Raw genomic sequence first — 26,147 nt, 5'->3', positions numbered from 1 at the left:
AATGAATGCAGATTTAAACTACTTTTCAGCAGGTGTCCAAACGCATGCTGAAAGAAGTTAAAGCTTCCGGACGCAATTATGCCGAGGCATAATTGATCAGTATTCATCACGCATTAGCCTCCGGAGCAAACGTTACTTTGCCATCCTCAAGAGAATCTACAATCGCTAATGATTCTACACGAACACCTTGCTCACGTAATAATTTCCCGCCATCTTGGAAGCCTTTTTCAATAACAATGCCGACACCCACAACATTTGCACCAGCTTGTGCTGCAATATCCAGCAAACCTTTGACAGCTTCTCCATTAGCTAAGAAATCATCAATAATTAGGACATTATCATCTTCATTTAAGAAACTACGTGATACTGAAATATCATTTGTTTCATTTTTTGTGAAAGAATGTACTTTTGAAGAAAAAAGATTATCTGATAGTGTTAAAGATTTATGTTTACGCGCAAACACTACAGGAGCACCGATTTCAAGCCCTAGCATAACAGATGGTGCGATACCCGAAGATTCGATCGTTAATATTTTTGTAATGACCTGATCCGAGAAACGATTGGCAAACTCATGGCCAATTTCCTTCATAAGCATTGGGTCGATTTGATGATTTAAAAATGAATCTACTTTTAATACAGATGAAGATAATACTTTACCTTCTCGCAAAATTTTATCGTGTAATAACTTCATGTCCTTTTTATCCTTCTTTCTTATAGTAATAAGTTTTTATGAGCAAATAACAGTCCGTTACAGGCGAGCGCCAAGTTGCCTCTGGGCCACACGATATTGATGTCACGAAGGCGTTATCTCAGAAGAAATGCTCTTTTCAAGTAATAAAAAACGCCGAATACCTTGATCCATTCATCTATGAGTGGAGCAAAGCATTCAGCGTAAAAACGTCGAAACAAATAGAAAAAGTCATCATCTTATATGAGATCTCCTAAAGCATTGCTACCCATAGTCGATTTATTTACGGTAAATCGGTAGAAACTTGCGAGCCATATTCTCGCCATTATATGAGTGAAACAGTATGAAGCTGTAATACATAGCAATTATTTAAATCAGCATTTCATTCGGCTTGTGCCTATATGACTTACTGAATAAAGATTGATTTTTCGGAATTTACTGGCATTCCGATGAATTTTAATTGCAAATGTTCGTGTTTTACAATCAACGTACTGATTATATCAGACAATTTTCCAGCATGCTAGTCATTATTTTAATAAATGGAAAGGCACTGTCATAATAACGACATTTTTGTTAAATAACAGCGTAGCACGAATTAATAGACTCGATTGATTGTGTAACATATGATGCCACCCTTTTTTGGGTATAAACTGTGGAATAACAACTGTTACTCGATGTCCTGTTTTCTCGCATTGATGTTCAACCTTACCAATAAATTTCATCAATGGCTGCGTAATACTTCGATATGGTGAATAGTATGTTACAAGCCGTACATCTGGCTGCCAAGCTTTCCATTTCTCTTCAAAAGCTTTTGCGTCAGCTTGATCGAAGGCAACATAAAAGGCAATAATTTTGTCAACCTTTAATGAACGTGTGTAATGTAAAGTGTTTTCGACTACTTTCGTAATACCAGCCACAGGGACAATGAAAACATTTCCTTCAACATCAGGTAGTTCCTCATTATTTAATCTTAACTGTTCACCAACTGCCTGATAATGTTGTTTAATGCGATGGAACGTCAAAATAATTATTGGTAAGAAGATAAATACTGGCCATACTTGAGGTAATTTCGTCACAAAAAACATCATAGCGACAACAAAGGAAATAACCGCCCCGATCGTATTTATTGCAAATTTTGCACCCCAACCTTTTGGCTTTTCACGCCACCATTTTCGCATCATTCCAGCCTGCGCTAACGTAAACGGAATAAAAACGCCAACTGCATAAAGTGGAATTAAATGCTCTGTTGCCCCACCAAATAAAATGATTAAGACAATGGCAGCTAAACCAAGCATCAAGATTCCATTTGAATAACCGAGACGATCCCCACGAACTTCGAATATTCTTGGAATAAAACGGTCCTTCGATAAATTGACTGCTAATAAAGGGAAGGCTGAATAACCTGTATTTGCAGCGAGTACTAAAATCATTGCTGTTGTTCCTTGCACTATATAGTAAAAGAAATTACGACCTACACTCGCCTCCGCAATTTGTGAAACAACTGTTTCTTTTGCACTTGGAGCAACTCCATAAAAATAAGCTAAACTTACAATACCGATAAATAGTACTGCTAAAATACCGCCCATCGCAAGTAACGTTTTAGACGCATTTTTTGGTCCTGGATCTTTAAAATTAGGAATAGCATTTGAAATGGCTTCAACACCAGTCAAAGCCGAGCTTCCTGATGCAAATGCCTTTAATAATATAAAAAGACTAATCCCTGCAACCGGTGTACCAACTTTTGGATGCAACTCTGCTGGAACTTGCCCCGTTACTACGTTATAAATCCCTACTCCAATTAATATCAGCATGACTAATACAAACAAATATACTGGATACGCTAAAATGGATGCAGATTCTGTGACACCACGTAAGTTTAAAAGCGTTAAACATATAACAAAAAACACAGCGATATACACGTTATAGGGATGTAGACTTGGAAAAGCCGAAGTAATCGCATCTGTCCCCGCCGACACACTTACCGCAACGGTTAAAATGTAATCGACAAGCAATGAACCACCAGCGACGAGACCGGCATTGACACCTAAATTTTCCCGAGAAACTACGTATGCACCACCACCATGTGGATACGCATAAATAACTTGACGATACGAAAAAATAAGTGCTGTTAATAACACAACTACCCCAGCGGCAATTGGTAGCGAATACCAAAAGGCAACAGTACTTACTGTCATGAGTACAATTAAAATTTGCTCAGGCCCGTACGCCACTGATGACAAAGCATCGGACGATAGTATGGCAAGAGCCTTTGTTTTACTAAGCTTCTGTTCCCCTAACGCATCGGATCTCAATGGTTTTCCGATAACATAACGTTTTAATGAGGATTTCATATACAACACCTTCTAATTTCATGGGATATGTTTCGCATTTCTAAATCGATTACACCTTAGCATAATCTGTTTTTCGTGCCGTGCACTGGGGCTTATTTCTATTTTCAAATGAGAATAAAAAAACGTCTACAAGTCATCACTAAATACGACTTGTAGACGCTCATTCGTCTGCCAAGCTCCAACTTTTCTGCTCTTAACGCTTACGAGGTTAGCTGTCGGATTCGGGCCTGAGTAGCCCTACCCTTCAATAAATGAAGAGATTCACCCCAAGGATTATTGTTAAACAATCCGTAAAAATTGGGTCCCCCGCGTTTAGTTGCTTCAGCGATTTAGAAATTTGAAACTTTTATAATGATGTCATATTACGCTCGTATTAAGAAAAAGTAAAGAAGAAAATTTTTTATTGTTATATGTGAAAAGCACAGATATTCTCGCGGATAGTATGTAATTATCCGTAGAATTAAAAAAGCTATCTTAAAAGTATTGTCCCACTTTTAAGATAGCTTATGCACATTAGTCCTCAATATCTTGTTCAAAGTCTAAAATTTCACCTGTAGATGAATCAACCTCAACTTCGTATTCATGTTGTCCGTTTCTGATTTCGATTTCGTAAATCACATCATCAAGTTTAACTTTAGTCACTGTACCTTTTGCCTTTGTTAAGGCCTTTTCAATAGCCTGCTCTTTTGTGATTTTAGTTGTTGTAGTGGAAGCAGTCTTCTTGTCATACACATCATCTTTATCTCGACGTTCCTTCTTCTGCTTTAGAAGCTCACCTGTATAAGCATCAAATTTTAAGTCAAACTCTTCAGTATCAGTGTACACCTCTACCTCATAAACTGAGCGGTATTGATCTTGGTCAAACTCAATATCAGTTACCGTACCGTTGACAATTTTCAGTGCCTTTTTCTCAATTTCCTGCATTGATAATACCCTTTTTTCTTGAGCATTACCTGTTAATAATGTTGTTGAGCCAATAGCAGCTCCAACGCCAAGTACACCGACTAACGCTGGGATTAAAATGATTTTTTTCATATTCATCTCTCCTTTTTCTATCTATTCTTAGCTTATCAAGCAATGATGATAGGACAATAAGAGAAACATTAGAATTTCATGAGAAGCACTTAATGCTCTTCATCCCATGTAACGGACATAATCTTTCCTGAGACTGCATGTATTTGAAAAACAGCTTCGTTATCCTTTGTTTCAATTTCAACTAAATAGTAGCCACCATCCGCAGTTTCCTCATAATCAACTGAATCCACCTCACCATTTAGTTGTTGCTGGGCAATCTTAATTGCTTGCTGTTCATTAATAACATTTACACCTTTAGATCGCTCAATTGGCTCAACATTTTTTTCAGATAAGATCTCTCCTGTATAGGCATCTAGTGCGAGATCCTTTTGTTTATCCTCTTTTTCAACACGCACAGTGTAAATTGAATTTGTTAACACGACACTTTCGATGTCCCCATACTCTTTCTCAACAAATTGTCGTATTTGCGCTTCTGTTAACAGTAATTGACCTTCCGCCTCCTTCAATTTCAAATCTTTTGTTTGCTGTGTAGTTGCATCTAGCATCACTGTATAAGTCATACCATCTCGTGTAAATACCATTTCATACTCATTTCCTTGCTTTTTAGCTTGTGTTACATGACCGTTGTAGATTGTTTCGATATGTCGAATTGCCTCCGTCTTGTCGAGAGGCTCAACATGAAAGAAACGATATTGAACAAACCATAGCGTTCCACTACAAAGAAGGACGATGGCACCCATTATCAATAGCCATTTTTTCACAGTTGCCCCTCCTTTGGTACGCGTAGTGTAAAGTTCGAGCCTTCACCTAGTGTACTTTCAACATCAATCGTAATACCCAGCTGCCCCGCTAACTCATGGGCAATAGCAAGCCCTAAGCCAGAGCCCCCAGTTTTACGGTTACGGTCCTCCGCCACGCGATAAAAACGCTCGAATAAATGAGAAACATGCTCAGTTGGAATACCCACTCCAAAATCTTGAATAGTAATTAAGACATGGTCTACAGTTTCTGTCGCATGTATGTGAACCTCTTTTTCACTATATTTCCGAGCATTATCCAGTAAAATAAAGAGCAGCTGTTTCAGCATTTTTTCATCACTATAAATATAGTTTGGCACTTCTGCATCAACGACGAATGCACGATGATAAGCCTGCTGCATTTGCGTAGCAACCTTATTTAAGAACGGGGTGAGCTCTAACTTTACAAAATGTATGTCAAGATGCTCGTTGTTTTTGGCTAGCTCCAGTAATTGCAGCACCATCTCATGCATGCGCGAAGATTCATTGACAATAGCTTGTAAGGATTCCTGTGCTACCTCCTTATTGTCAAATCCTCTACGCAATAGCAATTTTGCATAACTTTTGATCACAGTAATTGGCGTTTTTAATTCATGGGAAGCATTTGAAACAAATTGCTGTTGCTTTTGATAATGCTGCTCAAGCTTCTCCATCATCAAATTAAAAGTTCGATTAATGTTTGTTAACTCGTCCCCACCCTTATCGGGAATTTCAATTTTTTCATACTTGCCAGTCGTTGCACTTTTTAGCATCGTTTCATTTAAACGCTCTAGTGGTAATAAAATAAGGCGACTAAGCGCTAAGCTCGCTAAAAATATAGGAATTGTTGCGACGATTGTTACAACAACCAATATCACTTTTAGCAAACCTAATGTATTTGCTACTTCTTCCATTGGCTGTATTAATTTTATTTGCACAACTGTTCTATCCATCCAAATAGCTGGCATAGTGAACGTAATATGCGGAACATCAGGCATCTCAAGCGAAGCCTGAACCTTCGTTTTTAAGTGCTGCCCATCATAAATATATACAGCGCCATCTGTTGGCATATAAGCTCTTAATACTTGCTGTAAGTTAGTCTGTTCATTTAACTGGCTTAATGCAGAACTAAGCTCATCTGCTCTCGTTTGGAGCTGTTTATATTCAGTGTTATAAGCAAATTTCTCATACAAAATGTAAATACCACTATTTGTTGCAACTAAAATAACGAGCATTAATAGTGTTGTTAGTAGATGAATTTTTGTTTTAAGTCTCATGTTTGTGCTCCTTCAGCACATAGCCAACACCACGCACCGTTTGGATAATTGGTGTATCATTAGCAGCTTCAAGCTTTTGTCGAACATAACGAATATAAACATCCACAACATTCGTATCACCATAATAGTCGTATCCCCAAACAGCCTCTAAAATTTGCTCTCGTGTTAGTACCTGTTTTGGATGCTTCAATAAATATAAGAGAAGATCATATTCACGAGGTGTCAATTGAACCCCTTTCCTAAAATAAATAACCTCTCGTGTTTGCTCATTAATGGATAATTGAGCAAATATCAGTTGATCGTGTTGTAGGTTACTTCTTTGAGAAAACCTTAAAGCATTTCGAATGCGAGCAAGTAGCTCTTCAATATCAAACGGCTTTGTTATATAATCATTTGCTCCAAGATCCAGACCCTTTACCTTATCTTCAACTTCACTCTTTGCGGTCAACATAATTACCGGCGTCTGTGATTCTGTTGCACGAATACGCTTTAGTACATCAAGCCCACTCATCTCAGGTAGCATAATATCCAATAAGATTAAATCCCATTGTTGCTCACGGTATTTAAGCAACCCATCTGTGCCTGTATGCGCTATGTCAGCTTCATAGCCCTCAAATTGAAGCTCTAACTGTAGGACTCTCGCAATATTCTCCTCATCCTCTATTATTAAAATTCGATTAGTCATACCGAATCAATCCTCATCATTTTCTTTCCATCGTAAACGATACAAGGGGTGAAAGTCTAATTAGAAAATGATGAGAATAAGACAAATGACATGCTTCTACCACCAAAACGAACCTACTCATTAAGGTGACGACAGGTATTACCTCAACATAATGTTCTTAACTTAAAATCTCCGATAGACTTGGTTTCATGCATAACTTTAACTACATAAAGTGAAACTTTAATCAGTGGGGTTTTCTTCATCCCCCACTAATTGTTAGTCTTCACCAATCGAATTTTTACGGGCCGTTAATACAGGATGAATATTGCGTTACAAAAAATTAGGCAAACATCTTCACATTTTTTTGCTCAAGCTATACAATAGCAATATATTACTTTCCTCCAGGAAACTTTATTTCTTATGTGATACTTTTTGAAATGAGGGAACAACATGGTTTACAAACGAATGACAAAATCGTCTGCTGAGGCGGTTTTAGATGGAGAAATAACAGGCTGGCGACGAATTTTACCGTTTCTTGGTCCAGCTTTCATCGCAGCGGTTGCCTATATTGATCCAGGCAACTTCGCAACAAATATTACAGCAGGTTCACAATATGGATACTTACTTCTTTGGGTAATCGCCTTTTCCAATTTAATGGCGGTGTTAATTCAATCTTTGTCAGCAAAGCTCGGTATTGCGACTGGCAAAAATTTACCTGAAGTAGCACGTGAACATTTTTCTAAAAAAACTTCTATTTTTTTATGGATACAGGCTGAATTGGTCATTATCGCAACAGATCTCGCAGAATTTATTGGGGCTGCACTAGGGCTGTATTTGTTATTCAACATTCCAATGTTACCTGCAGCGCTTATTACAGCAGTCGGCTCATTTGCTATTTTAGAATTACAACGCAGAGGCTTTAGGGCATTTGAAGCAGGTATTTCTGGTATGGTGCTAATTGTCGTGCTAGCCTTTGCATTCCAAACGTTTTTAGCACAACCAAATTGGGGCGAAGTAGCGATGGGGATGTTCTCTCCTCACTTTGAAGGGGTAGACTCACTGTTACTGGCAACAGGTATTTTAGGTGCAACGGTTATGCCACACGCTATTTACTTACATTCTTCGTTGACACAGAATCGTATTGTTGGACGAAATGACAATGAAAAAAAACGTATTTTTCGTTTTGAGTTTATAGATATTGTGATTGCGATGATTATTGCCGGCGCCATCAATATGAGTATGCTAATTATTGCTGCCGCAGTATTCCATACACAAGGATTAGTAGTGGAAGATTTAGATATAGCCTATAACGGTTTAAGAGATGCTCTTGGACCAATGGCAGCAGTGTCCTTTGGTCTTGGTCTTCTTATTGCAGGTCTTGCTAGCTCTTCGGTGGGTACATTAGCAGGTGACGTTGTGATGCAGGGATTCATTAGAAGAAAAATACCCCTTTATTTGCGCCGAGCTATTACAATGTTACCTCCATTAGTCATCATTGCATCTGGAGTTAACGCAACCTATGCACTTGTCCTAAGTCAAGTTATTTTATCCTTTGGTATTGCCTTTGCCCTAATACCACTTGTTATGTTTACAAGTAAACGTGACATCATGGGTAACCTAGTCAACCACCGTGTTACCACAATATTAGGATGGTTTGTCGTAGTAATTGTAGTTGCTTTAAATCTTTATTTATTATGGCAAACGATATTTGGTTAAAAAAATGCCAGACACAAAGACCTTGATTTGGTCCTGTGTCTGGCATTTAAGTTATGGAAGGCCCTACATTTTCAGCCCTCCCTTTTTTATCTTCAAATATCCATCTTCTCAATTTTACGAAACGATGCATAGGCCACGCTTATACCGATAATCGCTAAAGTGATAGGTATAAAGATAATATCATATAAGGTGAAGTTACCCGAATTTGATGATACGACTGATACAATCATGATAGATGATACAATCGTTGCCGGAATAGAGTATTTTCTCATACCGAAATACAATGGTATTAATGCGATGCATGATGCTGAAACTGCATTCATGATCACAACGGGAATTCGTTGTATTATGAAAGAGAACGTTAATGTATCCGGAAGCAATTGGAAACTCTCACTAACAACACAAAAAATCGCTGTGACAAAAATAGTCGATAAAACAATTGCACTAAAGGTAAAAAGAATAACAATGGCTAGCTTTGAAGCAATCAATTTTTTTCTATTGATTGGATACATAAATGCTACAGTGATGGTTTTATATTTGAATTCCCCAATAATAAATTTGGCGATTAACACACTAGCAAAAATAATAAATACTGCTCTTACACCCGAATCGATAATGCCAAATACCGTCTGATAATTTCTGAGATCTTGATCCCCTTCTATTTTAGTGATAAAGATAAGCATAAATATAATAGCTAATATCACAAAATTTGCGATGATAGCTCCTTTTACATATGAACCTAAATGATACTTTTTCATTTCCAGGCGCATTAAATTAAGCATTAACGACACCTCCATTGATTAATTTCAAGAAATAATCCTCTAATGAGCTTGTTTTTTTGCTAATGCCCTCAATATCAATATCATGCTCAATCAATGTTTTAGATAACATCTTCTGGGAAGCTGTCGCATCATAAATGCGAATAGCATGATCATCCATTAGCTTGAAATTAGTAATATGTAATTCCTTTTCTATAATAAAGGCTGCTTTTTTTCCATCGTTAACAATCACTTCAATATAATCTGTCTGACTGTGATTGATATCGTTCATTGATACTTCAGTAATTAATCTTCCATTCTTAATAACGCCAATGGTATCAGCCATTTGTTCAATTTCACCCAAAATGTGACTAGAAATAATAATCGTAATTCCATACTCTTTGCAAAGCATCTTGAATAGCTCTCGAAGCTCTTTAATTCCAACTGGATCTAGTCCATTAATCGGCTCATCTAAAATAAGTAATTCCGGCTTCGTAATAATAGCACGCGCGATACCCAATCGCTGTTTCATCCCAAGAGAAAAGTCTTTTACACGCTTCTTCTCTGTGTTTGTTAGTTTCACTAGATCTAGAACATGAGCAATTTCTTTCTTATCATAATAGCCCATATATTCGCAATGTAATTCTAAAGTTTCCTTTGCTGTTAAATGTTCATAGAAAATGGGATATTCAATAATCGTCCCCATCCTTTTCAGCACTTCATATGATCGATCAGTTAATTTTTCACCAAAGATTTCAATGTCTCCGCTCGTTGGCTTCGTGAGATTTGTCAGCATTTTCATGACCGTGGTTTTCCCAGCACCATTAGGACCTAAAAAGCCATAAATCTCCCCCTTTTTGACATGCATAGTGACGGCAGAAATCACTTCTTTTCCCTCATACACTTTCGTAAGCTGATTCGTTTTTATAATATATGTCATATAGATCTCTCCCTTAAATTTAGCTATCCTTATTATAAAAAATGAAACTCTCTAATTTATTACTTGATTCTTACAAATTTCTTAAGTGCAGAAGAAAAGCTTGCAAAGCAATTAGAATGCTCTACAAGCAAGACTGTTTAGTACATCATTCGTTTTAATGAAACCGTAAAAATGGTTTTCTCATAAGGAATACTTGAGAGCTGTATGGAGCCATCCATTAATTCTACAAGACGTTTTGTAATGGTTAAGCCAAGACCACTACCTTGGAAGGATTTATTTCTGGAATCCTCAAGCGTATACATTCTTTCAAAAACATTATCAATTTGATATTCTTCAATTCCCTTACCACAATCCCATACATCAATAAAAATGTTAGTATCATCATTTCTTACTGTTAGTCCAATAACGTTTCCTGCTGCCCCGTAGGCAATAGCATTTGACAGTAAATTGTTCAGAACTCTATCTAACGCGTCTTCATTACCAAGTGCATACATGGATATATCTGGTATTATAATATCTATCTCTAGCCCCATAGAGGTGACCATATCGTAAAATGATAAAATATTTTTTCGGCAAATTTCACTGACATTAATTTTTGTCATTGGATAATCTGTATCCCCAGCCTCCAATTTTGCCAAGTCAAAAAATGTATGGATTATTTTTAATACTTCCAATGTTTTCGTATGAACGCCCGTGAGCAACCGTTGCTGCTCCGCTTCACTAAGTGATTGCTTAAGCTGTAGCATTTCCGTATAACCTAGTACAACCGTTAAAGGTGTTTTAAGATCATGTGAGATATTGGCCAACATCTTTTTCATGGAGCTTTCCATTTTTCGATGTGTCGCCAGTACTTTTTGATTATGGTCTAGCAATCCATTCATCGCAATAAGCAGCTGCTGTAATTCTTGATTAGCTGTAGATACTAAAATTTTCTCGCTCGATTGTTCATCAATGATTGCTTGCAGTTTTTGATGCATGTATTGAATAGTAGCATCTTGTTGTTTTTTTGCCCTCACGTGAAAAATAATTATTCCTACGAGTAACACAATAATGAGTAATAGAATTATAATCATCTGTTTATCCTTCAAATTTATAGCCAATTCCCCAAAGCGTTTTAACATATTGAGGGTCGGATGGATTGTCTTCAATTTTTTCGCGTAATCTTCTTATATGTACATTAATAATATTTTCATCGCCATAGTAAGCATCATTCCAGATCAGTTGATAAATTTGCTGCTTTGTAAAAACTCGATTACGATTTGTTACGAATAATTTTAAGATGGCAAATTCCTTTGACGTAAGCTTTACTTTTTGCCCATTCTTCTCTACTGAAAAATTAACAAGATCTATCGTTAAGTTATCTAGCTCTAATACATCTTTCTTATCATCTACATGATTAGAGTATTGTGTAGCTCTTCTAATGGCGGCTTTGACACGTGCTGAAAATTCCAGCATCGAAAACGGCTTGGCGATATAATCATCTGCCCCTAATCCCAATCCTAACGCTTTATCAACATCACTATCTTTGGCTGACATGATGATAATTGGAAATGAAGCCTGTTCTCGTACGATCTTTAAAACTTCTAAACCATTAAGTTTCGGGATCATAATATCCAAGATCACTAAATCAAAGGAATTGTTTAAACAATTTTGTAATGCCTCTTCCCCATTTATTGCAGAGGTAACAAGGAACCCCTCCATCATTAAGTAGTTTTCTACCATTTCACGAATGGCTTCATCATCTTCTACTAGTAAAATATGCTTTTGCACTTTCATGCACCTCTTCTTTTTATTAGCTCATCACCATAACGTGTGGTTGATTTTGCCTTGGCGTAATTGTTGCTGTCGCTTCGTTAGCACTACGCTTTCGCACATACAAAACCCTGTTGCTGTCGCTTCGTTAACACTACGCTTTCGCACAAATAAATTGCCACAGGACGTGGCGTTCTTAGACTGAGTTCCTCTATTTCAGTAGGTGTTTGGCCACCCCTACCATCTGTTGATTATTTCAAGATGTAGTCCTTTATTAATTGAAGCGGTAATAAACTAGTTTCATACAAGTCACCTGTGATAGTAATAACTAGTTCTTCCTTTGGCCAAATAAAAATATATTGTCCCCCAAAGCCTAATGCAAAGAAATATTGATTATCTACCGAAAAAGCTTTAGTTTCATCCTGTTTATTTACCCACCAATGCATCCCGTAATAGCCGATATTGTCATAAGTCATTAAATTAGGCTTTATCGAATGGTTAATCCAATCCTCTGAAACTATCCTTTTTTCGTTATATATACCCTTTTTTAAAACTAAAAGGCCTACTTTCATCATATCTTCTGCTTTTAATAAAAGACCATCTGCCCCTTTACTAATTTTCTTCTTATCCTCATACCATTGATATTTGAGAATACCTAATGGTTGAAATAAATAACGATTGGCAAATTCTTTTGTTTTCATATTCGTCACTTGCTGCAATATAGCAGATAGTATATGGGAGCAACCCGAGTTATAATTCATATGCGAACCAACTGGATGCACCATCGGACGATCTATTATAAATTTTACTATATCAGAATGAAATACCATAGGAGCAAAACTATTCCATTCACCAAATTCCGGGAAATCTAACCCCTCCGTCATTGTTAAAAGGTGATATATTGTCATATCCATTTTACGTTTATCACCTTGCCGTTCGAATAGTTCAGGAAAAAAAGAATGGACAGGTATATGAACTGATTCTATATATTTTTGATCTATTGCAATGCCAAATAAGATGGAAAGAATACTCTTTGTGCAAGAATTAATTTTATGAAGTTTCTGTTGTTGTTTCTTGTTTTTATAGTATTGAAATATCGTTTTGCCATGACTATTAATCAAGAAAGTATTAATCTTTTCTTTTTTTAATCTGTTTTGTAAAAATGGATAGTCTATCATCTTTCCCCCTCTTATTATTAGTCTTCTCCTATTGGGTTTTTACGTGCAATTTTGCTGCCCGTTTATACTGAATAAATTATTTAAAATCCTCATCACCAAAAATTGCGGATGCCTTTTGTTAAAATATATGCTCTGTATATTAGTTGATCTTCGTTCCGACTGGGCGACTCTTTGGGGATTAGCGTCACAGATGAGACCCTAGAGCGAGCAGGTAGAGGAACGAAGGCTAAAAACATCACATCTGTGATAACGCCTTCGTGACCTACATCGTGTAGGCCCAAGCGGCTCATCGGACGCCCCTAGGAAGCTTTGCTCTGTGCGAAAGCGAAGTGCTAACGTAGCGGCGGCAATTGTTTTATCTGCGCGAAAGCGAAGCGGCAGCGGCAAAGCGCCCAGTCGGAACGGAAATCAACCACACGCTATGATGATTAGTCTATAATTTACCATATGACATGTTTTCGTTTTATAGATATTTTGCAAAATAGTAAAAAAAGCTGTTCCATAAACCATCATTCAATGGATTATAGAACAGCTTTAATATTAGTCTTCCACCTTTAAATCACATTCTTCAAGTGGAAGCATTTTTGTTTTATGCTTGATTTTATAGCCAAGCCATAACAGTAAGAACAGTGGAATACCAATGTATGAAACAACGACTCCGTACCAATCAATTTTATCACCCATAAAGGCCGTGTAGTTTTGACCGATAACAACAATCATACAAACTGTAAAGGCAAATAGCGGACCGAATGGAAATAGCTTCGCTTTATATGGCAGCAATTTCGGATCCAAGCCTTGTACCTCGAACGCTCGACGGAAACGATAATGGCTAAATGCAATTCCTAGCCAAGCAATGAAGCCAGACATCCCAGAGGCATTTAGAAGCCACATATAGACTACACCATCACCAAAGAATGAAGCTAAAAATGCTAAGGAACCTACAGCTAATGTCGCCAATAATGCGTAAATCGGAATACCTCGACGGCTTAGTTTAGCGAAAAATTTTGGTGCATGTCCATCTACTGCTAATTGCCAAAGCATACGAGAAGATGCATAGAGCCCTGAATTCCCTGCTGACAGCATAGCCGTTAAAATGACGGCATTCATCAATGAAGCAGCAAACGCAATTCCTAAACGGTCGAATACTAGTGTAAATGGTGATACAGCGATATCTTCAGACAACAAACGTTCGTCTGTAAATGGAATTAACATCCCAATTGCAGCAATTGCTAAAATATAAAATAACAGAATTCGCCAAAAAACTGACTTAACAGCTTTCGGAATATTTTTACCAGGATCATCCGTTTCTCCTGCTGTTATTCCAAGTAGCTCTGTCCCCTGGAACGAGAATCCCGCTGCTAAGAAAATACCAAATGTAGCAAAGAAGCCACCGTGGAATGGTCCATCACTAATAAAGAAATTCGTAAAGCCTACAGGAGCTTGACCACCTATAATACCAAAAATCATTAAGAAACTGGTGATAATAAAAACGATTACAGTTACAACCTTAATCATTGCAAACCAATATTCACTTTCACCGTAGCTTTTTACCGATAATAGATTGAACATTAAAACTACAGCGATAAATAAAGCAGTCCAAAGTGCTGATGAGCTATCTGGGAACCAATATTTCATAATTAACGATACAGCTGAAATTTCTGCCGCAATGGTAATCGCCCAGTTGTACCAGTAGTTCCAGCCAAGTGCAAAGCCTAATGCCGGATCTACAAATTTTGTAGCATACGTACTAAATGAGCCCGATGATGGCATATAAGCTGCCATTTCGCCTAAGCTCGTCATTAAAAAGTACACCATAACACCGATTAATGCATAGGCGAGCAGTGCACCGCCAGGGCCTGCTTGTGCAATGGCACCACCACTAGCTAAAAACAATCCTGTACCGATTGTACCGCCTAATGAAATCATTGTAATATGACGGCTTTTTAATTCTTTTTTCAACTTCGGCGCTTTATGGCCGAGCTGATTCACTTTTATTTCACTCACGATATAGCTTCCTTCCTTCTTTAAGAGGCAAAAAAAATGCCATCACATGAACGTAGTGATGGCTAAGTTAATCCTCAGTTCTTTCAAAAACGATAGCTCAACACGTTGTTCCAAACGTGACAGTTCTGTTCCTTTCGGAGACAGCCCCAGCATGAGGTTTTCAAGTCCCCTCACACTTCGGCGATATTTCCTTTCAACTAATTTCTCTAATGCTTGTCATTTCCATTAGTATACTCTTAAATAACGCGACCTCTACCTCAATGCAAACTTGAGGCATATAATTATTAAATTTATGATGTGTACTAGTTTAACATACGACCTTTGACATTTCAATAACCTGATTAATGTTCTGTATTTTACGAATTTTCAACCATTTTAAATAATTTGATAAAGTGGTATAGTAGTTCAATTATAATCGTTCTTACAGGGGGGATCAATTTGACTACTGATGAACATTCCAATACTTATCCTAGCAAGAAAATTAGCTGGAGAGGAACAACCTTATTACTAGTTATCGGCGTAATTTGTATTGCCTCTACATTACGGATGCCGCTAACTGTTGTTGGGCCTATTATTTCCTTTATCCGTGAAGATCTTGGCATATCCAATGTACTAGCGGGTTTTCTAACAACAATCCCATTACTAGCATTCGCCATCATATCACCATTTGTCCCAAATGTCGCACGTAAATTGGGGCTGGAATTAACATTATTTTTATCAACTATTCTTTTAGGATTAGGGATTGTACTACGTTCCCTTGGCACAACTGCTTTACTCGTGTTTGGTACTGTGCTAATGGGTATAGCTATTTCATTCGGTAACGTACTTATTCCAGGATTGCTTAAATTGAAGTTTCCCTATCACGTAGGTTTACTTATGGCATTTTTCACAATGTCGATGAATTTGACAGCTGGGCTAGGTGCTGGCATCAGCTATCCTATTGCCATTTCACCACTTGGCTGGCAAGGTGCACTAGCTATCGCGCTTGTTCTTGTGGTGTTAACCATTTTAATTTGGATTCCACAGTTGAAATTTAATAAGCCTGAACCGCCTTTTAAGACTACGAAAGAACGTACACCTTTATGGAAATCACCTGTTACTTGGGCTGTAACAGGCGCTATGGGATTACAATCATTATTATTCTATACAACTGCTGCTTGGATTCCTGAAATATATATAGCGCAAGGATTAGCCGCTGATCGTGCAGGCTGGATGTTTTCCATCATGCAATTTTCACAAGTCCCAATGGCTTTAGCTGTGCCTATTATTGCAAGTAAAATGGCGTCTCAACGGCCCCTTGTAATAATGTTTACGTCATTTTACATAATTGGCTTTATCGGGGTAGTAATGGAATGGACCAGCCTCGCAGTACTGTGGATGGTGCTACTAGGCTTAGCAGGGGGTGCTTCATTCGCATTAGCGATGATGTTCTTTACACTACGTACCCGTACCGCTTCTGAGGCAGCTGATTTATCAGGCTTTGCACAATCCATAGGATATTTATTTGCCGCAACCGGTCCAATCCTATTTGGATATTTGCACGATTTATTCGGCGGCTGGAACGTCGCTGGCTGGCTCTTTGTTGTCGTAGCATTGATACTGTTCTTATGTTCTTTTAGGGCTTCTAAAAATGAATATGTGAATTAAAGACCTCTTAAAAAGCACTAGTTTTGAATAAACCAGTGCTTTTTTCTATAATTAATTCTTATTCTACTATTCACAAGTCAACTTCAATTCCATTAACACTTATCGATTTAATATTCTCCATATTTAAAGGCTCATCTGCTAAAAATTTCAGCTTTATTTGTCCTTTATCTGTAAATGAAGTCGTTTGCATAAGAGTTTTTGTATGACCATCTTTCATACGGATAGTAGCTGTCATTTCAGTTGATTGTTCTATCTCTCCATCTCCTAACACTGTTAATCCTAGTGGAGAAATATCAATTTCAGTAGATCGCCAGCCTCCGAAATCATATATAAAATCAATTACTTTACTTTCCTTCACCGTATTTAATTTAAATGTCGTTTCCCAATTACCTTTTACTAAATTTCCACTTGTTGTGAAATTACCTCTTAATTCATAGTCTTGCATATCTATATCCTGCATATTAAAAATGTATTCTTGGTAGTTATGCCCGTATTCAGCATTCCCATTTTCATCTCTTCCATAACTTATACTTGATGGATGGATCTCCTCGCCTGCTGAATTTACAATGTAAAAATAACCATGATCATCTTTGTCATTTTGCATCCACTTTGTTTGAATATGGAATTTATTTTGAATAATGCCTACATTTGTAATTTCCATAAAATCAATAGTTGGTATTTTCATATTTTTCATTCCATTTGGTAGGACTACATAATTCTCACGTTCATTGGCATCTCCAGCCAGTTCCCCACCCATTCCTGATATAGCATCTCGATTCAGTGTCGTCGGTTGTTGCTGCTCAATATTATTTAAATCAATATTTACTTTGACGTCAAACACATGCTTATCACTTAGGAAAGACTGAATACTAAAATTAACTTTACTATTATTTAATGTTTCTGCTCCCGTTGCCTGAAAGCGTATCATTGCTGTTTTCGTTGACTCATCGTAAGCAACAACTTCATGTGTAAATGAATGACCCTTTGACATAAAGTAATCATAAATATCTAATGTTTCATCAATGCGGTCACCTTCTAAATCCTGCATTGTCACGTAAACAACAGCCATATCATCATCGTTCATTGCAGCGACAACTTCCATTTTGATTCCCTCATCGGTCATACTTAATTGAAGTGGTTGCAGCAGTAATGCCACCTCTGGACTAACAATAGACAGCAATCGATTTATATTGGAGTTTGTAGCTGCACCTACCCCTACTGAAAATGCTAAAAAAAGTGTTGCAATTAATGGAAGTACAATGAATTTTTTAAATTTCCTTTTACGGAATTTCGCCTGCTTTATACCTAGCTTTGATCTATTATGCAATTCACTAGGTAGCTCAATTGATTCTATAGATTGACGGATTTTATTCATAAAAATCTACCTCCTCTACTTGTAATCGTAATTTTTGAAGAGCACGATATAAAACTGATTTTGCTGTACCTAGGGGAATATGTAGTAACTCAGAAATTTCCTTAAAAGAATAGCCTTCGTAATACTTTAAAATGACAATACCTTTTTCTTCATCACTTAATTCATTTAACATTTGATAAAGTAAAATGGAAATAGTCGGATCCTTTACCGTCGTAGGAACAACATCGAGCATCTCAGTTTTCATTGGGACAACCTTTTGATGGCGCTTTAAATAGTTTAGTGCGCAGCTAATAGTAATTTTAATAAGCCATGTTTTAAAATAAGCAGGTTCTTTTAAGGTTGTGATTTTATCAAAGGATTTAAATGCAACTTCCTGTACAATATCTAACGCATCCTCTTGATTTTTCACATAAATAAAGGCCATTCGATATATATCCGCCTCATATGCTTGAAAAAGCTTTAAAAAGGCTTTGTCACTCCCCTTTTGTGCTTTCTTTACTAAGTTAATAATTGCCCTTCACTCCTTTCTATTTATTAGACAATTCCACAGTCCATTTAGCTTAAAAAAGAAAGAAGAAATCTCAAATAGTTGAAATTTCTTCTTTAAAAGGAAACTATAAAATTTTTAAATCCCTACTAATAAGGTGGTTTCTGATAAAAATAGTTCGGTGTATTGTAAGCATTAACAAAAGGCTTATGGTAAATATGAGTTGTAGCTGGCGAAAGAGGTGGAATCAACCACGCCCAATTGCCTGTAACCTCACGATCTGCTGCTGCTTCCGCTTCCTCAAACAATTTAAATTGCTGAGCTGCAGTATGATGATCTACAATGCTCACACCATCTTCTTTAAATGAATGCAATACCGCAATATTGAGCTCAACTAGTGCCCGATCACGCCATAGAGAAGCCTGTTTTGTTGTATCGAGGTTAAAAATTTCTGCTATAGCAGGCAACATATTATAACGCTCATGATCTGCTAAATTACGTGCCCCGATTTCTGTGCCCATATACCAGCCATTAAATGGAGCTGCCTGAAAATCAATACCCGCCATTTGGAAGCGCATGCTCGAAATAATTGGCACTGCATACCATTTTAACCCTAGCTTCTCGACTTGAGGAGCTTCAGGGTGACGAATCGGAACCTCGAGTACATATTCATCAGGGATTGCAAACACTTGCGGCTCTCTTCCATCTACCTGTACAACAAGCGGAAGCACATCAAATGCTGTTTTTCCGCCTTGCCAGCCAAGTGATTCACATATTTTTGTGAACTCTACGGAATGTTGATCACCAATGATCCCAGATTCCGTTTCATAGCCCGCATAACGGATTAGCTGGTGATTCCATATACGCACTCGCCCTGGTGCAAAAACGGTGATTGTTGGACGAATTTTCCCGTCATTTGTTGCATATTGAATATGCTCAAGTAAAGCATTGAACACAGCCTCTTCCGTTAGCGTATCTCTGGCATCTCTAACATGCAATGATTGCCAAAACAAACGGCCAATACACTTATTACTATTGCGCCATGCCACTCGTGCACCAAAGGTTAATTCCTCCGTCGTCGGTATATATTCTCCTGCTATTTTAATCTGCTGTAATTTATTTTCTAGCCATGTTTTAGACTCATTTTGTTCTACTCGATAAAGTTCTAAAAACTGCTGTATCTCATGTAAATTCATGTCGAACTCCTCCATCTACCCTCATATTAGAGGAACGGAACTATAATCACCACGAAAATATTTGCTGGAAAACATACATATTGCATATATGAAATACTTTGTTCAAATTTATACGTCACTATCATGTAATTTCATTAGATAGCAAAAACTTTATTTTAAAGACTTTATTAGAAGTCGTTTTCTCTAGAATCAGCCCTGATATTAATTATTAGTCACTGATTTATTTTATATTTATTTCGAGTGACCATCCCCAGTTAGTTAGGAGTATTCCTGTTAGAAAGATTTTTATGGCTTGAAAAAAAGATTTGTTTATCTACCCTGCACGAAGCGAATGTTTTCTGTGCGAAAGCGCAGTGCAACGTAGCAACAGCAACATTATTTTTTCTGCGCGAAAGCGAAGCGTCAGCGGCATTGTTTCTTCTGCGCGAAAGCGAAGCGTCAGCAACAAGGTTTTGTCTGTGCGAAAGCGAAGCGACAGCAACAACAAAGCGAGTAGCTCGTAGCGAAAAACAGCGCCTTCTAAACTAATCAGAATGGACAAAAGCGAATAATAAACACACCTGAAATAAAATATTTTTTTAAATTAAATTTTTTAGTGGATGAATGTCGCTAATCCTTTTAACAACTATTAATATTATAGATTTTAGAGAGGAGGGGAATAATTATGTCTCAAGAATATGGTTCTGGATCTGGATCTAGTTCATCATTTGCGCTAATCGTTGTTCTATTCATTCTTCTGATTATTGTTGGCGCTAGCTTTATGTCAAAATATTATTAATACCCAACACCGCCTCTGATGCTCATAATTATTAGGATCATACAAGCTTATCCTTTACACCTTCAAATATTAAATAAGGGTCACTATCCTCCGCGTGATCCTTTTAATTTTCCCTCTTTCAAAGTATTCATCCCTATACAACCCCACAAAGTACATTCAATACATCCATCTGACTTTGCGAGCATAATAAAAAGCACCTAATTATGAAATGCCTAACAATCAAATCCACTCTACGTCTTTTAATTTATGAAAGTCTTGATCCCTTTTGATTTCCGTTCCGACTGGGGCGTCCGCTGAGCCACAAGGAGTCGCTCAATCGGAACGAAGATCAACTGATATATAACGCATATATTTTTAAAAATGTCATCCACAACTTTTGGCGATGAGCCTTTTATTTCCTCATATGTAGAATCTAAATCTAGCTATACATCCATATGATAAAAGATTTTCCTCTTTAACTAAAATTTTGTGTTTAATTAAATATAAATTTGTACATCCTCTTAATAGTTTCAAAAACTTATTGAGGAGGAGATTTGGGGTGAATAATTTCGAGAATACTAATGCCTCCCAAGATTATATTCAAAAGGGACTATTAAACACAAAACTATCAAAAAATATAACTACTATAAAAGAAGCTTTCGGGAACAGTAGTGACCTTATTATACGAGAAACATTAATAGGGAAATCAAAGGAACAATCAATCGCAATCGCTATTATTCACACGGATGGTTTAGCTGATAACACCATAATTTCAGACTTTATCGTAGAACCTCTCCTATCTGATTTAAAGGAAACTTCCGAAACAACGATCAATGAATTAGATCAACATTTAAAGAATTACTGTTTAACAGTTGGACATGTTAACGATATTGCTGATTTTACTGCTTTATTTAACGCCATTTTAAACGGGGACACCGTTATATTGCTAGATGGTCTGGCAAAAGGGCTTGCGACGAGTACTAAAAGTTCGAAGGATAGAGCAATAACAGAACCTGCAACGGAAGCTGTCATTAGAGGCCCTAGGGAGTCATTTACGGAGACTTTGAGAACTAATACTGCTTTAATTCGGCGTAAAATCAAAAGCCCAAACCTTTGGATAAAATCTATGGTCATTGGTGATGTCACTCAAACAGACGTTGCCGTTATGTATATAAATGGAATCGCAAATGAAAAAATTGTACAGGAAGTTTTTGAGAGACTGGATCAAATTGAAATCGATGGCATTTTAGAAAGCGGCTATATCGAAGCACTAATTCAAGATTCAAAGTTCTCTATATTTCCCACTGTTTATAATTCTGAACGTCCAGATGTTATTGCAAGCGAATTATTAGAAGGTAAAATTGCTATTTTAGTAGATGGTACTCCCTTTGTTTTAATTGTACCTGCATTATTTACTTCCTTCTTACAATCCGCAGAGGATTATTATCAACATCCATTTATCAGTTCATTTATTCGTATCATTAGGTTTTTAGGGATTAGTCTTGCCTTAGCTGCCCCTTCTCTCTATATTTCGCTCACGACTTTTCACCACGAAATGATACCCACCTCTTTGCTAATCAATATTTATTCACAGCGAGAAGGTGTACCATTTCCTGTATTTGTCGAAGCTTTGATTATGGAGATTGCATTTGAAGTTCTTAGGGAAGCCGGACTTCGAATGCCAAGAATGATAGGGCCTGCTATATCAATTGTAGGAACATTGATTATTGGGCAAGCAGCTGTACAAGCAGGTATCGTTTCGGCATCAATGGTTATTATTGTAGCCTTAACAGCGATATGCAGCTTCCTTTTTCCTGCATATGGATTATCTAACTCCATACGGATTTTACGCTTTCCGTTAATGGGGTTAGCAGCAATGTTTGGATTATTTGGAGTGTTTATAGGAATGATGTTTCTTATTTTGCATTTATGTAGTTTACGTTCATTTGGTGTACCTTATATGAGTCCTTTTGCACCATTAATTCCAAAGGATCAAAAAGATGCACTAATAATTGTTTCTCGCCGATCTTTGTTAACTCGTCCACGATTAATTAGCCAAATTAATAATGTTAGAGGACATAAACAATTAAAAAATAAGAAACGACCGGCCCACTAACAATATGAAAATAACGATTTTACTCATTATCTTAATGCAAATTTGAAGTTGTTGTTGGAGTAAACACGAATAATAAATAAAGGTAGATCAAGGTCAATGTGAAAACTCAAGGTTTGGGGATGACTATGTAGAACGTAAAATTAAAGGAGTAATCTATATGCTTATAGTGTTAGGAATATTAATTATTACAGCTTGTATTATTTTTTTTGAGCTGCCCAGTTTAAAAAAAGAAGATGCTAAAACAATTTGGACATTTTCCCTTTTGCTAACTATCGGTGTCGCCTTAAATATTGGTATAAGTTTAAAAGTAATACACTTTAGTCCGCTGGATGTAATTATGTATATTTTCCATCCAATTAGTGACTTTTTAAAAGCAACGCTATTAAAAAAATAATTTTTTTAAAAGAGGGTCATATTTATGGAAAAGCAATTGATAAGTTCGCGGCAATTCACAATAATTGTAATTCTTTTTACCGTAGGGACAAGTATTTTAATTATCCCTGCAAGCATTGCAAGTGAAGTAAAACAGGATGCTTGGATTGTAGCAATTATAGGTACGTTATTGAGTATGCTTATACTAAAACTGTTTATGACTTTAGTAAAAAAAATGCCTACTCTAACCTTTGTTGAGATTACGGAGAAAATATTGGGGAGTTTTTTAGGGAAAATTTTTACCATTGGATTTGTCATTTTAACATTGTTATCATCTGGTGAGCTACTATATTTTATCGGAAATTTTCTTCAGACAGAGGTAATGCCAGAGACGCCGCCCGTTGTATTTTCAATATTATTTAACCTTATTATACTTTTTGCAGCTTATTTAGGAATAGAAGTTTTTGCGCGTACATTAGAAATACTATTCCCCGTTTTTCTGTTAATATTTATTATTTTTGTGTTATTTATAAGCCCTGAAATAGAGATTAAAAATGTACAACCAATTTTAGAAGTTTCAGCAAAGCCTCTTATGTATAGCATTTTACATTTTATGGGTCTGTTCTCTTTTCCATTAGTCGTTATATTAATGGTTTTTCCATCTGCTATCAATGACTATAAATCCGGTGAGAAAGGATTTTATATTGGCACACTTGTGGGAGGATTAATTTTAACAATTGTTATAGCATTATCAATCTTAGTATTGGGGGTAACGAATACATCTCTTAGAACCTTTCCTAGTTACACTCTAGCGCAAAGAATTTCGATTGGTAATTTCCTGCAACGTATTGAAGTTATTATGGCTTTTATTTGGATGGTCACGATATTTGTCAGAGCCTCCATGTATTTTTACGCAACCGTAAAGGGGTTAGGACAAATACTTAAAATTAATGATCACAGACGGTTAATCCTTCCACTTGGGATGATTACAGTTGCACTTTCTCAAATTGTACATCCAAATATTATGCACTCTACTAAATATAATAAAGAAACTTGGCCCTTATATATTTCATTATTTGCCCTTTTTCTTCCTTTACTATTACTTATTATCGCGAAATTAAGAAATATTAAGGGTCCTGAAAATGATACATTAAATAATAAAGACTCCGGTACAACCTAGATCGCACATCCATTATTAATCCTATTAATAAATTGGGTGTGCAGTTTTGCATTTTAACTTCTTTCAGCAAATGTCTTTTGTAGCGAAAGCAAAGCGTTAGCTACAAGTATTATTTTTAGCGAAAGCAAGCGTCATAAGATTATTTTATATGCTTTAGTCATCTACAAGCATAAGAAAAAGCATGTTACACGAATGTGCAACATGCTTGATGACCCCTACGGGATTCGAACCCGTGTTACCGCCGTGAAAGGGCGGTGTCTTAACCACTTGACCAAGGGGCCGTGGCTCCGAAGGCAGGACTCGAACCTGCGACAACCTGATTAACAGTCAGGTGCTACTACCAACTGAGCTACTTCGGAATAATGGTGGGCCTAAATGGACTCGAACCATCGACCTCACGCTTATCAGGCGTGCGCTCTAACCAGCTGAGCTATAGGCCCATTATTTTTGGAGCGGGTGATGAGAATCGAACTCACGACATCAGCTTGGAAGGCTGAGGTTTTACCATTAAACTACACCCGCATATGGTGGGTCAGGACGGAATCGAACCGCCGACACTTAGAGCTTCAATCTAATGCTCTACCAACTGAGCTACTGACCCGAAAATGGAGGAGGTAGAGGGATTCGAACCCCCGCGCGGTGTTACCCGCCTGTCGGTTTTCAAGACCGATCCCTTCAGCCAGACTTGGGTATACCTCCAAAATATTTAAAAATGGTGGAGCCTAGCGGGATCGAACCGCTGACCTCCTGCGTGCAAGGCAGGCGCTCTCCCAGCTGAGCTAAGGCCCCAAAATTTAAGAAAAACTGGTCGGAATGACAGGATTCGAACCTACGACCCCTTGGTCCCAAACCAAGTGCTCTACCAAGCTGAGCTACATTCCGTTACTGTTAGATTTATGGCGCGCCCGACAGGAGTCGAACCCATAACCTTCTGATCCGTAGTCAGACGCTCTATCCAATTGAGCTACGGGCGCATAATTTTTATAAAAACTTGATGAGCCATGAAGGACTCGAACCTTCGACCCTCTGATTAAAAGTCAGATGCTCTACCAACTGAGCTAATGGCTCATATTAAGAAATGAATGGCTGGGGTACTAGGATTCGAACCTAGGCATGACGGAATCAAAATCCGTTGCCTTACCGCTTGGCTATACCCCAATTGTTAAAATGGGGCGACTGATGGGAATCGAACCCACGAATGCCGGAACCACAATCCGGTGCGTTAACCACTTCGCCACAATCGCCACTATATGTAATCACAGCAGTTCTTGATAACGAGTACCTCGAAACCTGGCAGGGGCAGTAGGAATCGAACCCACACCAAAGGTTTTGGAGACCTCTATTCTACCGTTGAACTATGCCCCTAAAAATGGTGGAGGGGGACGGATTCGAACCGCCGAACCCTAAGGAGCGGATTTACAGTCCGCCGCGTTTAGCCACTTCGCTACCCCTCCAAGGGATGGTGCCGGCGATAGGAGTCGAACCCACGACCTACTGATTACAAGTCAGTTGCTCTACCAACTGAGCTACACCGGCAAAAAAAAAAAAATGGCGGTCCCGACCGGGATCGAACCGGCGATCTCCTGCGTGACAGGCAGGCATGTTAACCGCTACACCACGGGACCATAATGGTGGAGGATGACGGGCTCGAACCGCCGACCCCCTGCTTGTAAGGCAGGTGCTCTCCCAGCTGAGCTAATCCTCCTGGGTATAATGCCTAGCGACGTCCTACTCTCACAGGGGGAAGCCCCCAACTACCATCGGCGCTAAAGAGCTTAACTTCCGTGTTCGGTATGGGAACGGGTGTGACCTCTTTGCCATCATCACTAGACATATGAAAGAAATTATTCTTTCAAAACTGGATAAACGTGCATTGAA

Annotated in this window: 23 protein-coding genes, 17 tRNA genes, 1 rRNA gene and 3 riboswitches; of the genes, 8 read left to right on the top strand and 33 right to left on the bottom strand. The window is 37.6% G+C overall.

Annotated features, from left to right (window positions below):
• Nucleotides 1-106: 106 nt before the first annotated feature.
• The 6 genes from QUF91_RS01705 to QUF91_RS01680 all read right to left on the bottom strand — a co-directional run bounded on the left by QUF91_RS01705 (nt 107) and on the right by QUF91_RS01680 (nt 6,812).
• A complete protein-coding gene (locus QUF91_RS01705) occupies nt 107-691 on the bottom strand; it encodes a xanthine phosphoribosyltransferase (RefSeq protein ID WP_289416628.1) in 585 nt (194 codons plus the stop codon).
• Nucleotides 692-939: 248 nt separating this feature from the next.
• Nucleotides 940-1,041: riboswitch (purine riboswitch) on the bottom strand.
• A gap of 174 nt (nt 1,042-1,215) precedes the next feature.
• Nucleotides 1,216-3,039 (bottom strand): APC family permease, encoded by a 1,824-nt coding sequence (locus QUF91_RS01700; RefSeq protein ID WP_285395657.1) that lies wholly within the window; start codon nt 3,037-3,039, stop codon nt 1,216-1,218.
• Between the two features lie 183 nt (nt 3,040-3,222).
• Nucleotides 3,223-3,376: riboswitch (cyclic di-AMP (ydaO/yuaA leader) on the bottom strand.
• 176 nt (nt 3,377-3,552) lie between these two features.
• Entirely contained in the window at nt 3,553-4,074 is a 522-nt protein-coding gene (locus QUF91_RS01695; RefSeq protein ID WP_289416627.1) for a PepSY domain-containing protein, read from the bottom strand.
• An 89-nt stretch (nt 4,075-4,163) separates the two neighbouring features.
• On the bottom strand, nt 4,164-4,835 hold the full coding sequence (locus tag QUF91_RS01690; protein ID WP_289416626.1) for a PepSY domain-containing protein: 672 nt from the start codon (nt 4,833-4,835) through the stop codon (nt 4,164-4,166).
• Nucleotides 4,832-6,127 carry a sensor histidine kinase gene (locus QUF91_RS01685; RefSeq protein ID WP_289416625.1) on the bottom strand — a complete coding sequence of 432 codons (1,296 nt, stop codon included), beginning with the start codon at nt 6,125-6,127 and terminating at the stop codon, nt 4,832-4,834. The genes QUF91_RS01690 and QUF91_RS01685 overlap by 4 nt, the downstream gene beginning before the upstream one ends.
• Nucleotides 6,117-6,812 (bottom strand): response regulator transcription factor, encoded by a 696-nt coding sequence (locus QUF91_RS01680; RefSeq protein ID WP_289416624.1) that lies wholly within the window; start codon nt 6,810-6,812, stop codon nt 6,117-6,119. Before QUF91_RS01680 ends, QUF91_RS01685 begins: the two co-directional genes overlap by 11 nt.
• Before the next feature lie 429 nt (nt 6,813-7,241).
• Here QUF91_RS01680 and QUF91_RS01675 point away from each other — a divergent pair, with 429 nt between their 5' ends.
• Entirely contained in the window at nt 7,242-8,507 is a 1,266-nt protein-coding gene (locus tag QUF91_RS01675; protein ID WP_289416623.1) for an Nramp family divalent metal transporter, read from the top strand.
• 92 nt (nt 8,508-8,599) lie between these two features.
• Here QUF91_RS01675 and QUF91_RS01670 read toward each other — a convergent pair whose 3' ends face one another.
• From QUF91_RS01670 to QUF91_RS01650, 5 genes are all read right to left on the bottom strand, one after another.
• Nucleotides 8,600-9,289 (bottom strand): ABC transporter permease, encoded by a 690-nt coding sequence (locus tag QUF91_RS01670; protein WP_289416622.1) that lies wholly within the window; start codon nt 9,287-9,289, stop codon nt 8,600-8,602.
• A complete protein-coding gene (locus QUF91_RS01665) occupies nt 9,282-10,205 on the bottom strand; it encodes an ABC transporter ATP-binding protein (RefSeq protein WP_285395654.1) in 924 nt (307 codons plus the stop codon). The genes QUF91_RS01670 and QUF91_RS01665 overlap by 8 nt, the downstream gene beginning before the upstream one ends.
• Nucleotides 10,206-10,342: 137 nt before the next feature.
• Nucleotides 10,343-11,278 carry a sensor histidine kinase gene (locus QUF91_RS01660; protein ID WP_289416621.1) on the bottom strand — a complete coding sequence of 312 codons (936 nt, stop codon included), beginning with the start codon at nt 11,276-11,278 and terminating at the stop codon, nt 10,343-10,345.
• A 4-nt stretch (nt 11,279-11,282) separates the two neighbouring features.
• Entirely contained in the window at nt 11,283-11,975 is a 693-nt protein-coding gene (locus QUF91_RS01655) for a response regulator transcription factor (RefSeq protein WP_285395652.1), read from the bottom strand.
• A 233-nt stretch (nt 11,976-12,208) separates the two neighbouring features.
• A complete protein-coding gene (locus QUF91_RS01650; protein WP_285395651.1) occupies nt 12,209-13,135 on the bottom strand; it encodes a serine hydrolase domain-containing protein in 927 nt (308 codons plus the stop codon).
• A gap of 316 nt (nt 13,136-13,451) precedes the next feature.
• Here QUF91_RS01650 and QUF91_RS01645 point away from each other — a divergent pair, with 316 nt between their 5' ends.
• Entirely contained in the window at nt 13,452-13,574 is a 123-nt protein-coding gene (locus QUF91_RS01645; protein ID WP_289416620.1) for a hypothetical protein, read from the top strand.
• Nucleotides 13,575-13,675: 101 nt separating this feature from the next.
• Here the strand turns inward: QUF91_RS01645 and QUF91_RS01640 are convergent, their stop codons facing one another.
• Nucleotides 13,676-15,139, bottom strand: coding sequence for an amino acid permease (locus tag QUF91_RS01640; RefSeq protein ID WP_285395649.1), 1,464 nt, complete (start codon nt 15,137-15,139; stop codon nt 13,676-13,678).
• Between the two features lie 85 nt (nt 15,140-15,224).
• A riboswitch (Lysine riboswitch) is annotated at nt 15,225-15,402 on the bottom strand.
• Between the two features lie 151 nt (nt 15,403-15,553).
• On the opposite strand from QUF91_RS01640, the gene QUF91_RS01635 reads away from it, so the two are divergent.
• On the top strand, nt 15,554-16,786 hold the full coding sequence (locus tag QUF91_RS01635; protein ID WP_483308102.1) for a CynX/NimT family MFS transporter: 1,233 nt from the start codon (nt 15,554-15,556) through the stop codon (nt 16,784-16,786).
• A 70-nt stretch (nt 16,787-16,856) separates the two neighbouring features.
• On the opposite strand, the gene QUF91_RS01630 is transcribed toward QUF91_RS01635, so the two are convergent.
• The 3 genes from QUF91_RS01630 to QUF91_RS01620 form a co-directional block, all read right to left on the bottom strand.
• A complete protein-coding gene (locus tag QUF91_RS01630; RefSeq protein WP_289416618.1) occupies nt 16,857-18,161 on the bottom strand; it encodes a hypothetical protein in 1,305 nt (434 codons plus the stop codon).
• On the bottom strand, nt 18,154-18,585 hold the full coding sequence (locus tag QUF91_RS01625) for an RNA polymerase sigma factor (protein ID WP_483308070.1): 432 nt from the start codon (nt 18,583-18,585) through the stop codon (nt 18,154-18,156). The genes QUF91_RS01630 and QUF91_RS01625 overlap by 8 nt, the downstream gene beginning before the upstream one ends.
• A gap of 212 nt (nt 18,586-18,797) precedes the next feature.
• Nucleotides 18,798-19,844 (bottom strand): nitric oxide synthase oxygenase, encoded by a 1,047-nt coding sequence (locus tag QUF91_RS01620; protein WP_285395647.1) that lies wholly within the window; start codon nt 19,842-19,844, stop codon nt 18,798-18,800.
• Between the two features lie 305 nt (nt 19,845-20,149).
• On the opposite strand from QUF91_RS01620, the gene QUF91_RS01615 reads away from it, so the two are divergent.
• From QUF91_RS01615 to QUF91_RS01595, 5 genes are all read left to right on the top strand, one after another.
• Nucleotides 20,150-20,347 (top strand): hypothetical protein, encoded by a 198-nt coding sequence (locus QUF91_RS01615; protein ID WP_289416617.1) that lies wholly within the window; start codon nt 20,150-20,152, stop codon nt 20,345-20,347.
• 161 nt (nt 20,348-20,508) lie between these two features.
• Nucleotides 20,509-20,622, top strand: coding sequence for a YjcZ family sporulation protein (locus QUF91_RS01610; RefSeq protein ID WP_285395645.1), 114 nt, complete (start codon nt 20,509-20,511; stop codon nt 20,620-20,622).
• 538 nt (nt 20,623-21,160) lie between these two features.
• Nucleotides 21,161-22,717: a spore germination protein gene (locus QUF91_RS01605; protein WP_285395644.1), complete on the top strand. Its 1,557-nt coding sequence runs from the start codon at nt 21,161-21,163 to the stop codon at nt 22,715-22,717.
• A 157-nt stretch (nt 22,718-22,874) separates the two neighbouring features.
• A complete protein-coding gene (locus tag QUF91_RS01600; protein ID WP_285395643.1) occupies nt 22,875-23,111 on the top strand; it encodes a hypothetical protein in 237 nt (78 codons plus the stop codon).
• 24 nt (nt 23,112-23,135) lie between these two features.
• On the top strand, nt 23,136-24,269 hold the full coding sequence (locus QUF91_RS01595) for a GerAB/ArcD/ProY family transporter (RefSeq protein ID WP_289416616.1): 1,134 nt from the start codon (nt 23,136-23,138) through the stop codon (nt 24,267-24,269).
• Between the two features lie 209 nt (nt 24,270-24,478).
• Here QUF91_RS01595 and QUF91_RS01590 read toward each other — a convergent pair.
• The 18 genes from QUF91_RS01590 to rrf all read right to left on the bottom strand — a co-directional run bounded on the left by QUF91_RS01590 (nt 24,479) and on the right by rrf (nt 26,100).
• Nucleotides 24,479-24,550: transfer RNA gene (locus tag QUF91_RS01590), tRNA-Glu, on the bottom strand.
• A 1-nt stretch (nt 24,551) separates the two neighbouring features.
• Nucleotides 24,552-24,628: transfer RNA gene (locus tag QUF91_RS01585), tRNA-Asn, on the bottom strand.
• A 4-nt stretch (nt 24,629-24,632) separates the two neighbouring features.
• Nucleotides 24,633-24,709: transfer RNA gene (locus tag QUF91_RS01580), tRNA-Ile, on the bottom strand.
• A gap of 8 nt (nt 24,710-24,717) precedes the next feature.
• Nucleotides 24,718-24,791 (bottom strand) — tRNA-Gly (locus tag QUF91_RS01575).
• A 3-nt stretch (nt 24,792-24,794) separates the two neighbouring features.
• Nucleotides 24,795-24,870: transfer RNA gene (locus QUF91_RS01570), tRNA-Phe, on the bottom strand.
• Between the two features lie 5 nt (nt 24,871-24,875).
• Nucleotides 24,876-24,968: transfer RNA gene (locus tag QUF91_RS01565), tRNA-Ser, on the bottom strand.
• Nucleotides 24,969-24,982: 14 nt separating this feature from the next.
• Nucleotides 24,983-25,058: transfer RNA gene (locus QUF91_RS01560), tRNA-Ala, on the bottom strand.
• Nucleotides 25,059-25,074: 16 nt separating this feature from the next.
• Nucleotides 25,075-25,151 (bottom strand) — tRNA-Pro (locus tag QUF91_RS01555).
• A gap of 15 nt (nt 25,152-25,166) precedes the next feature.
• Nucleotides 25,167-25,243, bottom strand: a tRNA-Arg gene (locus QUF91_RS01550).
• A 21-nt stretch (nt 25,244-25,264) separates the two neighbouring features.
• Nucleotides 25,265-25,337 (bottom strand) — tRNA-Lys (locus QUF91_RS01545).
• A gap of 15 nt (nt 25,338-25,352) precedes the next feature.
• Nucleotides 25,353-25,427 (bottom strand) — tRNA-Gln (locus tag QUF91_RS01540).
• Nucleotides 25,428-25,437: 10 nt separating this feature from the next.
• Nucleotides 25,438-25,513 (bottom strand) — tRNA-His (locus tag QUF91_RS01535).
• 47 nt (nt 25,514-25,560) lie between these two features.
• Nucleotides 25,561-25,634: transfer RNA gene (locus tag QUF91_RS01530), tRNA-Trp, on the bottom strand.
• Nucleotides 25,635-25,639: 5 nt separating this feature from the next.
• Nucleotides 25,640-25,723 (bottom strand) — tRNA-Tyr (locus tag QUF91_RS01525).
• Nucleotides 25,724-25,729: 6 nt separating this feature from the next.
• Nucleotides 25,730-25,805 (bottom strand) — tRNA-Thr (locus tag QUF91_RS01520).
• 13 nt (nt 25,806-25,818) lie between these two features.
• Nucleotides 25,819-25,894 (bottom strand) — tRNA-Asp (locus QUF91_RS01515).
• Nucleotides 25,895-25,898: 4 nt separating this feature from the next.
• A tRNA-Val gene (locus QUF91_RS01510) sits at nt 25,899-25,974 on the bottom strand.
• 10 nt (nt 25,975-25,984) lie between these two features.
• A 5S ribosomal RNA gene (gene rrf, locus QUF91_RS01505) occupies nt 25,985-26,100 on the bottom strand.
• Nucleotides 26,101-26,147: the final 47 nt, after the last annotated feature.

The sequence above is a fragment of the Lysinibacillus sp. G4S2 genome, from assembly GCF_030348505.1.
In the GTDB taxonomy this organism is placed as follows: Bacteria; Bacillota; Bacilli; order Bacillales_A; family Planococcaceae; genus Lysinibacillus.
Note: the sequence above shows the minus strand (reverse complement) of the source record. Positions and strands in the feature narration are given on the sequence as shown.